This is a genomic window from Pedobacter sp. GSP4, assembly GCF_051857575.1.
GTDB lineage: Bacteria > Bacteroidota > Bacteroidia > Sphingobacteriales > Sphingobacteriaceae > Pedobacter.
Map to the genome: position 1 here is coordinate 418,124 of NZ_JBPZIR010000003.1, position 12,610 is coordinate 430,733.

Below are 12,610 nucleotides of genomic sequence, written 5' to 3' on the forward strand. Positions count from 1 at the left end.
CATACAAATAAAAACCAATGAAAATGAAAAAATTATTAAGCGCCGGACTTTTGTGCCTGGCCTCTCTAACAACAATGGCACAATTGCCGGTAGAGGTAAAGGGGTTGTTAAAGAAAAAACGCCTCTCAGCTGTTAAACTTTTTAAAGTAAAAGACGGTAAAGCGGTAGAAATTGCCAATGCAACACCTGCAGAGAAAGGACAGTTTGGATTTCTTTTCTATCCAGAATACGAAGGTTTATATATAATCGGTACAGGAAATGAAGGAAGCCCGAACGACAACTATAAATTTTATTTTAAAGGTGGCGAAGAACTTTCTGTAAGCCTCTTAGATTCGAGCTATGTATTAACAGGTAAAAATAATTCGAAAGAAAATATGGTGCTTACCCAATGGCACGACTTAACTTTTCCACTTGAGCAGAAGGCTGTTAATTTTATGAAGGTGCAGAGCACTTTTGTTGATTATTTCCCTGAGCAGGAAGAAATTGTAGCCAAGAGCAAAACTTTCTTGAACGGAAAAACAACAGGAAACGCGAAATTTGATAAGGAAGTTAAATCCATTATGGCTTGGGATTTAGCATCATACGCCACTAATTTTCTAAATACGCCAAGAAGTGCACATCCTTCGGTAGAAGAATACAGTAATTTTTACAGCACGCTTAAAACTGGCGATTTTGCAAAAACAACAGCAAATGTTTACCGCTATCCTTATGGTTTTAGAACTTTATCAGGGCTGATTAGCCTCAATATGCGCCAAGAGGCAAAGGCTTATAAACGTGGCCCGGAGGGAGTAGATTTAATGACATCTTTTGTTCCGAACGATACCTTAAAGGGTGATATGATTTTGGATAATGCAGCAAATTATAAAACGATTACAGAGTACGAAGCTTTAATAAAAGGCCGTGAAAAATACATCCTTACCAAAAGACAAGCAGAGCGAAGTGCTGCCATTATGAATCCTCTATTAACGTACAAACCAGGTACCAACGCATTTAACTTTGCTTATGAAGATAAGGATGGAAAGCAGGTTTCTATGGCCAGTTTAAAAGGTAAGGTTGTATTGGTAGATGTTTGGGCAACCTGGTGCGGGCCATGCAGGGCCGAAATCCCTTATCTGAAAAAACTAGAAGAAGAAATGAAAGGCACTGACGTTCAGATTATCAGCCTATCTACTGATGCCGTTAAGGATAAGGAGAAATGGTTGAAAATGATTAAGGATGAGAACCTGGGCGGTTTACAGCTTTTTGCCGGAGGGCCGGAGAATGAATTTTCAAAATATTATAAGGTAAATACAATTCCACGTTTTTTGGTCTTCGATAAACAAGGAAAAATTGTTACGGTTGATTCGCCCCGACCATCTAACCCGGAGTTAAAAACACTATTACAAAAAACATTAGCTAACTAGACGTCCCCCTATTGCTCTGGCTATTTAATCCATAGCCGGAGCTAATTTCAAGTTAAAAACTACCCGATATGAAAACAATGAAAGCATTGTTTATAGCCACGGTTTTGCATTTTTTTTTACCTAAAGCCTTTTGCCAGAACGATAGCATCCAAATTTCTGGGCGCTTAAAAGGGCTTGGCAATAAGTCGGTATGGATTTCCTTTGCAGATAATGCCGGTCTATCCAGAAGCTATAAGGCAAATGCACACAGCGACGTCTTTTTATTAAAAGTTCCGCGCCTGCAAACGCCTGCTATTGCCCGTTTCGATGTTTCCATATCCCGTAGCCTCAGCGCCACGGCAAATGGTACAACAGTTTCCAATCCCGCGCCGGTACTCGATCTGTTTGTTTTTAATAAAGATATCCAGATTGCAGGCGATGCCTTATTGGTTCAGTTTGCAAAAGTAAGCGGCGATGAAGAAAACAATGTTTTTGACATCTATAAACAGCTGGTAAAAAAAGAAGAAATGCGTAATTATGAAATTATGCAGCTGCTTTTTAATCAAGAGAAAAATGCAAATGTGGCGCAAGGAAAGGTGCTTGGTGCAGAGGCCACCGCAATAAACAGAAAGCTGGTTAATGTAAAGCGCGATTTTGTTAAAAACCATCCCGAGGCCTTTGCTTCTGTGTTTTTATTAACCCGGATGCAAAACCTGTATACAGCTGGCGATTTTATTTCCACGTGGAACAGTTTATCGCCCAAATATAAAAACCATCCCATTTCGGAGCGAATTAAGACATATATCAAAAAAATAAGTGCTACACCCGAGGGATCGGATGCCATTGGTTTTCAGAAAACCGATAACCACGGCAAAACCATCAATCTGGCCGATTTTAAAGGGAAAACCGTACTGCTCGATTTTTGGGGCAGCTGGTGCGGGCCTTGCCGCGCCAGTAATCCGCATTTAAAGGCCTTATATGCAAAGTACCAATCCAAAGGTTTCGAAATTATAGCCATTGCGCAAGAGCAGAAAAAGAACCTGGAAGAGGCAAGGGGCCTTTGGCTTAAAGCCATAGAAGAAGATGCCCTGCCTTATATCAATGTGCTCAATAATGAAAACATGGACAAGCAAAATCTGGTAAAAGACTATAACATTATGGCCTTTCCAACCAAAATCCTGCTTAGTAACGAGGGAAAAATATTAATGCGCATTACCTCGAGCGCTACTGACGACATTGACCGGGCGCTCGAAAAAATTTATGGATTTTAAATCCAGCTACTCAGATAAAATGAAAACTAAAGCAATATTATTTTTAGGGGTGCTGTTCTTATCGCTCCAAGTTCGGGCGCAGCACGCCAAAGGTGTAATTGAAAGCATGAACCAAATGTTTGCCCAAAAATCGGCCGATCCGGTTATGGCAAATTTAAGTGGCAGCTTTTCTATCGCAGCTTACACCCGGCCTTCGACTGATAGGATGTTAAAAACAATAATAGACCGTTATGCCTGCGATTCGATCCAACTTAAAGACGAGGTAAAAGAAAATGGGATGATCCAGCTTACCGTAATTCCATTTAACAAAGGAAAAGCCGGAAAGGCCAGTAATATTTATACTGATGATGCCTACAAACTGCTGTATGTAGATCTTTTCGACCAGCTGTATGGGATGAACCGCTATAAAAAATCGGTAATGGTAGCTAAAATCCCTTTCGAGGTACAAGATGGCTCAATTATTTTGACCGTCAAAGTAAATGCCAGCGATAGGCCGCTCAAACTGCTTTTTGATACCGGCGCCGATGGTATGGCCATTACCAAAACCCTGGCCGATTCGGTAGGCATCAAAGCAAGCCGCCAGCAAAACACTTCTGTTGTGGGGGGTAATATGCAGATATCCGTTTCGGAAGGAAATACCATTAAGCTGGACACATTTGTTTTGAAGAACCAAAGCTTTGCACTTTTTCCCGAAATGCACAAAGGCAGCGACGGGATTATTGGCAACAGCATTGCCAAAAGTTACATCACCAAGGTAGATTTTGATAAAAAAGAGCTTTCGTTATATAGTTTCGGCGATTACCAATATGAAGATCAAGGGATTTCTGTTCCCGTAACACTGCCCGCAGGCCTGTTCATTATTCCCGGCGAAGTTAGCGTAACGCCCGGGCAGACCAATACCGGCGAATTTGTTTTCGATACCGGTGCATCTTACAACCTGATCTGCTTTAGGCCTTTCGTAAAAAAAAATAAACTATTGGTGAGCGGTTTCAAACCCGAATACAATGGCACTACAACCAGCATGGGAATGAGTACGCCCACCTATAGCGGAAGGGCTGCCGCATTTTCTTTTGCCAAAATGCCCAAACTGAGCAATTTCCCCATTACGTTGATGGCCGGTGGCGGGCAGAGCGAAAACTGGAACCCTGGTTTCGACGGTTCAATCGGCATCAGGACAATTGGACGTTACAACTTTACCATTAACATGCAAAAAAAGGAAATCCATTTTGTGCCCAACCACACCATAAACTTTCCTCACGATTTTGTATTGGGCGCCTACCTCTTTGGTTTTGATCAGGAAGGGAAATTAAAGCTGCAGAGTGTTGTGGCGCCGGTAGAAGACGAAACCATAAAAGCTGGCCAGCTGATTGAAAGTATTGATGGCGTTGCCGCCCCGGCTTTACTTAAAGACAGCAAGAAAATGCTGGCGGTTTTAAATGCTCCCGCGGGTAAAACTTTCAAAATAACCTATACCACAAACGGTACAAAACAAAATATTTCCATTACCAAAAAATAGATTTATGAAAAAAATAATCCATACCCTTTGCCTAATGTTAACGGCCATGAGCTGCTTGGCACAAAATCAATCATTTAACAACGTATTGAAACAGGCGAAGAAAGAGAATAAGCTCATTTTTGTCGATTGTTATTTCACTGGTTGCATTCCTTGTGCGCAAATGGACGAAAATGTTTTTCCCAATGCATTGGTTAAAGCTGAAATGGATAAAAACTTCCTGATGCTTAAAGTCGATATCTTTAAAGATAAATTGGGAGATACTTTAAAAGTGCAGCACATTTTAAATGGTTTCCCTACGTTTTTGGTGTTAAACGGCGATGGAAAACTGATCAGTTCTTCATCTGGATATAAAGATCCCGGAAACCTGATCGCTCTGTTTGCCGATGCCCGCCAAAAAGCTGGGCAGCATAAATTTTTGTCGGGTTTTTCTACCAGCTACAACGAAAAAAATATCCGGCATTTTACGTCGAATTCTGTAAAACCCGAAAAGGGATAACCGGCGAAACACTGGTGGCCTATAGCGATTCGGTAAAAAACTTTAGGGCCGAAAACGCTTTGTTGCCTTATCTGGTTAGCAGATCGGCAGATGAAAAGGCAATCGAAACGATTTTTGCTGATTATAACGGTTTTGCATCTCTTTATGGCGAAGATGTATTACAGCCAGTGGTAGATTATGGGATAAACCAAAAGTTGGGCAAAGCCTTAAAAACAACATCAGATCAAGTTGCTTTTGATGATTTTGTGGCTGCTCAGCAAAAATATTTCTCCGATAAAACATGGAAAATATGCCTTCAAACCCTCGGTAGCCGATACTATCTGGCTATGAAAAAGGATACAGTTGGTTTCCTAAAGTTTTCTATAAAGAACCCGGTTTTATACCAATACCATTTCAATGCCCTTTACAGCACCCTGGTGGCTAAAAAAGGGTTTACACCACAGGTAATGCAACTTTTTTGCCAATGGGCCAATGCCATAATAACCGAAAATAGCGGATTGGAATTTATGAAAACCGCTGCAGAAATACACCAGAAAGCAGGGATGAGGCTGGCTACAACAGGTTTGTAAAAATGGCTGCAGCCTATGCCAACAGGTATCAAATGACTGCGGGCCTTGCCGAAAGTGCCGGCTCGAAATGATAAGAAATTACATCATGTAGAAGTGGTGGAATGTTTAATAGTTAATGATGAAAAAGCTTATCCGGATGGGTAAGCTTTTTTACTTTTATTTATAGAATGGTTACATTAACTTTAATTTGTTTTCGATCAAATAATCTACTTTTGATTTTTCGTAACCAATCCAAATATGAAACGAGTACTTATTTCGGCCTTTATGGTTTTCATTTTTACAACCGCTTTTGCTCAAAAATTTAACTGGAATAAAAACCAGGTAATTGCACACCGTGGAGCATGGAAAAAAAATAATTTCCCTCAAAATTCGATCGCTTCCCTTAACGAAGCCGTAAAACTGGGCTGCTATGGTTCAGAGTTCGATGTGTGGATGACGGCCGATAATGTGCTGGTTGTAAACCACGATCCCGAATTTCAGGGTTTAACCATCGAAAAGGTAAAATACGCCGATCTGCTCACAAAAACCATGAGCAATGGCGAGAAAATACCAACTTTAGAAGCCTATTTACTTGCAGGTAAAAGACAGAAAACCACCAAACTCATTTTAGAGATCAAACCCTCACTGATCAGCAAGGAACGTGGAATTGATGTAACCAACAAATGCGTAGAAATGGTTCAGAAACTAAAAGTGATAGACTGGACAGAATATATCAGTTTCGACTACGACTATTGCAAGCGAATTTTAGCACTGTTGCCCAAAGCAAAAGTGGCCTACTTAAAAGGCGATATCAGTGCCGAACAGATGAAAACAGATAAATTAACTGGTGTTGATTACCATTACAGCGTTTACCAAAAAGACAATTGGATAGAAAACGCACAGAAACTGGGTTTAACCGTAAACGCCTGGACTGTAAATACCGCACCCGAAATGCAATGGCTATTGGCCCACCAGGTAGAATACATTACCACCAACGAGCCCGAACTGCTGTTCGAGGAGCTTAAAAAAACACCTGTGGCAAATGGTTGGAAACTTAAATGGAACGATGAATTTAATGACACAGGATTACCCTTAACCAAAAACTGGAGTTATGATGTGGGCGGAAAAGGCTGGGGAAATAAAGAACTGCAATATTATACCGATGCTGATAGTACCAATGCCCTGGTTAAAAAAGGCAACTTAAACATAACCGCAGTAAAAGCCGATAAAGAGAACAACCACTACACCTCGGCAAGACTCGTTACCAAAAATAAATTCGATTTTAAATATGGTAGGGTTGAGGTTAGGGCCATGTTACCAAAGGGAAGGGGCTTATGGCCGGCCATATGGGCACTACCAACTGATTGGAAATACGGAAACTGGCCGAAAAGCGGTGAAATAGATATTATGGAGCACGTAGGCTACGATCCTGACAGTGTACACGGAACGGTGCATACCGAAAAATTTAACCACGTAATTAAAACACAGGTAGGCAAAGCTTTAAAGGTAGATAACCCTTATACCGAATACCACGTTTATGCAATAGAATGGTTTGCAGACCGTATCGATTTCTTTATCGACGATCAAAAATACCTCACTTTTAGCAATACCAAAAAGGGGGCTGGCGACTGGCCATTCGACCAAAACTTCCATGTAATTTTAAATGTAGCTGTAGGTGGTGGCTGGGGCGGAAAAAAAGGAGTAGACGATACTATTTTCCCGGCAACCATGAAGGTTGATTATGTAAGGGTTTACCAAAAGTAAGACAGTTTAGTTCCGAAATTCATCGTCAGATTGTTTTATTGCCTGGGTTAACCGCTTAATTGTTGAAACTGGTTAACCAAGTACTGTCAATTGCCAATTGAAAACTATTTAATTGTTGTGATGAACGGCTTATTCGGCCTTAAACACTATAACGAAGGCTTTGAATAGAAGATTGGTAAACCGAAAATTACAAACTGCTTGCTGAAAATTGCCAACTGAAAACAATAACTTGCGGTATCTAAGCTATATTGTATAATTTATGGACTCACGTAGAGAATTTCTAAAAAAAGCGGCCTTGTTTGCCGGAGCCACCGGCGTGGCCAATACCCTGCCCAGTTCGGTATTGAAAGCTATGGCCATTAACCCTGAGCCTGGCAGTACCTTTTATGATGCGGAACATATTGTTTTCTTAATGCAGGAAAATAGATCTTTCGATCATATGTTTGGTAAAATTAAGGGTGTACGCGGATTTAATGACCCGCACCCACATATCCAACCAGATGGCAACAAAGTTTGGCTGCAAAAGGATGGTCAAGGTTATACCTATGCTCCCTTCCATGTAGACATTAACAAAACCAAAATTACCTGGCAGGGCGGATTACCACATTCGTGGAACGATCAGGTTGCGGCACGTAATGGTGGCCGTTACGATAAATGGCTGCCTGTTAAAACCCCAATGACTTTGGCCTATTACGATAGGAACGATATTCCTTTCTATTATGCCATGGCTGATGCTTTTACAATCTGCGATCAGCATTTTTGCTCATCTTTAACCGGTACCACCCCAAATAGGCTGTTCTTTTTTACAGGTACTGTACGCGGCGAAAAGAGCGAAAACCGTGTTGCCGTAGTAAACAACGATCAGGCCGAATCGCAGAACAATGTATTTGTAGATTGGCCAACATTTCAGGAAACACTGGAAGATAATGGCATCGATTGGCGCATATACCAAAACGAACTCTGGACGTCAAAACTTCCGGAAGGAGAAATAGATGATTGGTTGGGAAATTATGGCGATAATCCGGTAGAATATATCAGCAGGCATAATGTTAAACTATCGGCTTATTTCAGAAAAAATGGCGACAATACCGTAAAGCCGGCCTTAACAGCCAAAGAAGTTCAGGAAAAATACGATAAACTGTCTCAAAAGGAAAAAAACCTTATTGATAAAGCTTTTACCACCAATATTTCGCAAAAGGATTATCTAGACCTGGCTCCTTTTACCTTTAAAAACGACCAAGGTCAATCAGAAACAATCAATATCCCGAAAGGCGATATTTTTCATCAGTTTAGAAAAGACGTAGACAGCGGAAAACTACCAGCCGTATCGTGGTTGGTGGCGCCACAGCGCTTTTCCGACCATACCAGCTCGCCTTTGTATGGTACTTGGTATGTAAGCGAGGCTTTAGATATTTTAACGAAGAACCCGGAGGTATGGAAAAAAACAATTTTCATTTTAACCTACGATGAAAACGACGGTTATTTCGATCACCAACCTCCATTTGTGGTGCCTAATCCTGATGATCCATCAAGCGGAAAGGTATCTGCAGGAATAAACTATGCTACTGATTTTGAAGGCCGAAAAGGCAGTCCGATCGGTTTGGGCTACCGTGTTCCATTGGTGGTAGCCTCACCATGGAGTAAAGGTGGTTTTGTTAACTCGCAGGTTTTTGATCACACCTCTTCCATCATGTTTATGGAAAAATGGCTAACCAAGAAAACGGGTAAAAACATCAAAAGCAACAACATTAGCGACTGGAGGAGAAATATCTGTGGCGATTTAACCTCAGTATTCAGGCCTTACAATGGCGAGGAAATTAAATCTCCCGATCCGTTAAAAAGGGAAGCTGTTGTAACCAATATCGGTAATGCGAAAAACAAACCCGCGCAGGTTGGGCCAACTGCACTAAACAAAGCCGAGGTGGCTAAAATCAATAATTTCGAAAATTTTTCGGCCCAAACTTCGGCACATGCCCCAAAACAAGAGCGCGGTACCAAACCTGCCTCAGCTTTGCCTTATCATTTAATGGTTGATGCAAAGTTGGAAAACAACCAGATTGAGCTAATTTTTCAATCGGCAAAAACATTGTTCGGCAATGCTACCGAAACTGTGGGGGCGCCATTTAATATGAACACCATAGCCAAGTTTAAAGGCGTTGTGGGCAAAACATGGGCCTATGCCGTTAAAGCCGGCGATGTTGTAAAAGACCAGATCAATATTGCAGATTTTGACAACGAGGTTTACGACCTGGCAATAAGCGGTCCGAATGGTTTTTACAGGCACTTTACAGGCAGCAAAAGAAATCCGCAGGTGAATGTAAAAGCTTATCCGGAACAAACTGGGCTGGTAACCAAAAAGCTGAGTGGCAATCTGGTATTGGCCATCGAAAATACCGGAACAGCTGCGGTTAGCCTTCAGATTGTTGACAATAAATACAAATCTGCTCCTAAAACGGTAAGTGTAAAACCCAAATCAAGTACTACTGTGGTATTGAACCTGGCTAAAAATGCAAACTGGTACGATTTCAGTGTGGTGCAAACAAGCAAAACTGATTTTAGGCACCATTATGCCGGCAAAATAGAAACCGGAGAAATTACCCAAACCGATCCATATATGGGCAACGCATAAAAATATCCCCCCAAAAGGGGGATCGTTTTTGAAAGAAATTATGCTTATTTTGTATTACATGTGCAGTAAACTGTCTATAATCAGGATAAATTTCATAATTTCTTTCATTTTGCTTTTTAGCCTCAGGCTATCTGCCCAGAGCTATAACTTCACCAATTACAGTTTAAAAGACGGCCTGCCACAATCACAGGTAATGGTCATTTATCAGGCAAAAGACAGAACGCTTTGGCTTGGAACTTTTGGTGGGGTGAGCAATTTCGACGGAAAAGAATTTACCTCTTACAGTAAGGCCGACGGTTTAGGTTCTAACTCGGTAAACAGTATTGTAGAAGATAACGATGGCCAGATGCTTTTCGGTACCGAAATGGGTATCAATGTGCTAAAAAAAGGCAAAATCAGCACCCTGTTTTCAGGTCGGGAGGTAACACATCTGGTTAAAGATAAAAAAGGAACCGTTTGGGGCCTAACTTCGCGCAAGCTTTTTAAAATTGAAAAGGGTAAACTGGTTTTTTACCCTTTCGAAAATAAAAGCATCTACACCTTAAAAGCCGATCACCACGGAAACCTTTATGCCCTGGTATTTGGAAAGGGGATTTATCAGCTCAAAAATAACCAATGGTCGCTTTACCACGCACTGCCCAATCCGCTCAATAACCTATCCATTAAGGAAATTCTTTTTGATAAAACCGTTGCCGGTAAAATTTATCTGTTAACCTACCGCAGTGGCGTTTATGTACTGGAAGGCCACAAAGCAACCTTGTTTTTTCAAAATCCGGACATTGATACCTACTATTCCATAGAACAGGATAGTAAAGGGAATATGTGGGTGGGTAGCGAAAAGGGCGCTTATCTCATCAATAAAAACGGTACCATTATTAACCTCAACGGCGAAAATGGTTTAAGTGATAACCAGGTGGATGAAATTTTCAGCGATGCGGAGAATAACATCTGGTTATCTTGCTTTAGCGATGGCATTTACAAGTATGAGGGTGACGCTTTTATCCGGTACAATAAATTTAAAAAGCAGAATATCGCTTTCTCCATAAGTGGTATTGCGGCCGATAAAAACGATAACCTCTGGTTTGGAACTTTCAATAAGGGTGTTTTTAAATACGATGGCAAAAATGTAACACACATTAACCTGCCGGCCATTGCCGATAAAAAAATCTACTTTGTGTACGCCGATAGGGCAAAAAACATCTGGATTTCGGTTTACGGAAATGGCATATGGAAGTATAATGGCAGGGCGTTTACGCAGGTTTTAAAGCCCGACCGTTACGATAACAGTTCGATTGTAGAGGATGCCGAAGGCGGGATATGGATAAACGGGCCAATTTATTCGACCTATTTAAAAGATGGAAAAACAGAAAGAATTACTGGTTTTGACGGGTATTCGTCCTGTGTATATCCTTTAAGTAAAGATAGCCTTCTGCTGGGTACATCAAATGGCATTACGCTCATCAAAAATAAAAAAGTAGATAGGAGCTTTAAAATCCCTTCACTTAGCAATGTATTTGTGTTAAGCATTGTTAAACATGGCGAAAACCTGGTTTTTGCTACATTGGGCGATGGAATTGTAACCTGGAACATAAAAACCAAGGCCATTAAACGTTATGTTGTGGCCAACGGCTTAAACTCTAACGATATTTACAGCTTAGCGGCCGATAACCAGAATAACCTTTGGGCAGGTACGGGCCGTGGCATTAATAAACTTACTTATGATGCAAAGCAAAAAAGTTATGTGGTTTTTAGAGATCACCCCCTAATTGTTGAGTGCAACCAGAACGCCATTATAAATTACAGAAACAGCATATTAGTGGGCACGATTACGGGCTTGATCCAGTGCAAAACCAATGTGCCGGGCGAAAACAAAAAGAATCCGTTTATCCACATCCAGCAGGTAAATGTTTTTCATAGAAATGACCGGACTAAAGATCTTGCCATAAATCTGAACGGAAGGGGCGACCGGTTTTATAAACTTAACTACAGTCAAAACCACATTTCCATTAGCTTTAAGGGCGTTTATCTTACCAATCCCGAAAGTGTACAATATCGGTATAAGCTAGTGGGTGCGGATAACGATTTTAGCAAGCCTGTGCCCAATACTGAAATCGAATATTCGGCCATTAGGCCCGGAAGTTATACTTTTCAGGTGTATGCCATTGCCAATGGCCAACAATCCAATATAGAACAGTTTAGTTTTACCATTGTTCCGCCGTATTACGATACTGTTTTATTTAAGGTTTTTGCATTTTTGGTCATCATTTTCCTAATCTGGCTGATTTTTTACCTGATTTTTAAAACCAGAGAACGCAAAAAGCACCGTTATGAAAAACTAAAACTGAAAGAACAGGAAAAAATCAGGAAGCAAACCGCAGAAGATTTTCACGATGATATTGGCAACAAGCTAACGCGGATTAATGTATTATCAGAGATTTTGGATAAAAAAGTAGATGGATCGGCAACTGAGCAGAAAGAGCTGATCCGACTGATCAGGGAAAATGCCGGACTGCTTTATACCGGAACAAAAGATATCCTTTGGGCTCTAGATCCGCACAGCGATAACCTGTTTGAAATTTTGGTGCACATTAAAAATTTCGGAATAGACCTTTTTCAGAATACCGGTATTGAATTTAAAATGGAAGGGGTATTGAGCAAATACCAGAAACTGCATTTATCAATGGAGTTTAACCGCAACTTAACCCTTATTTTTAAAGAAATGCTCAACAATGTTTTAAAACATGCCAAAGCGAAACAGGTACTGATTATGGTGATAGAAACCGAGCATAATACCATTAATATCTTAACCTCGGATGATGGTGAAGGCTTCGATCTCGAATCTGTAGAAAGGGGAAGGGGCTTAAACAACATCCAAACCAGGTGCAAGCGCATAAAATCTACCTTCGAAATCTCATCAATAAAAGGAAAAGGTACCACAACAACAATTTCTACGCGGATTCCTGTTACAAAATAGCACAAAAACCATCTAATAATAAAATTGACA

General features: G+C 40.8%; 8 protein-coding genes. All 8 read left to right on the forward strand.

All coding sequences use genetic code 11. The features are described from left to right. The first annotated feature begins 23 nt into the window (after positions 1-23). Positions 24-1,403: a TlpA family protein disulfide reductase gene (locus ACS5PU_RS08985; RefSeq protein WP_439458953.1), complete on the forward strand. Its 1,380-nt coding sequence runs from the start codon at positions 24-26 to the stop codon at positions 1,401-1,403. Positions 1,404-1,471: 68 nt separating this feature from the next. Then, positions 1,472-2,653, forward strand: coding sequence for a TlpA family protein disulfide reductase (locus ACS5PU_RS08990; RefSeq protein WP_439458954.1), 1,182 nt, complete (start codon positions 1,472-1,474; stop codon positions 2,651-2,653). A gap of 19 nt (positions 2,654-2,672) precedes the next feature. Next, entirely contained in the window at positions 2,673-4,169 is a 1,497-nt protein-coding gene (locus tag ACS5PU_RS08995) for an aspartyl protease family protein (protein ID WP_439458955.1), read from the forward strand. Between the two features lie 4 nt (positions 4,170-4,173). Further along, entirely contained in the window at positions 4,174-4,665 is a 492-nt protein-coding gene (locus ACS5PU_RS09000; RefSeq protein WP_439458956.1) for a thioredoxin family protein, read from the forward strand. Positions 4,666-4,679: 14 nt separating this feature from the next. Then, positions 4,680-5,234 carry a hypothetical protein gene (locus tag ACS5PU_RS09005; RefSeq protein WP_439458957.1) on the forward strand — a complete coding sequence of 185 codons (555 nt, stop codon included), beginning with the start codon at positions 4,680-4,682 and terminating at the stop codon, positions 5,232-5,234. 237 nt (positions 5,235-5,471) lie between these two features. After that, positions 5,472-6,977: a glycerophosphodiester phosphodiesterase family protein gene (locus ACS5PU_RS09010; protein ID WP_439458958.1), complete on the forward strand. Its 1,506-nt coding sequence runs from the start codon at positions 5,472-5,474 to the stop codon at positions 6,975-6,977. Between the two features lie 259 nt (positions 6,978-7,236). Next, entirely contained in the window at positions 7,237-9,606 is a 2,370-nt protein-coding gene (locus ACS5PU_RS09015; protein WP_439458959.1) for a phosphocholine-specific phospholipase C, read from the forward strand. Positions 9,607-9,715: 109 nt separating this feature from the next. After that, the gene (locus ACS5PU_RS09020; RefSeq protein WP_439458960.1) at positions 9,716-12,580 is read left to right on the forward strand and encodes a ligand-binding sensor domain-containing protein; all 2,865 of its coding nucleotides are present in this window, start codon (positions 9,716-9,718) and stop codon (positions 12,578-12,580) included. Positions 12,581-12,610 lie beyond the last annotated feature (30 nt).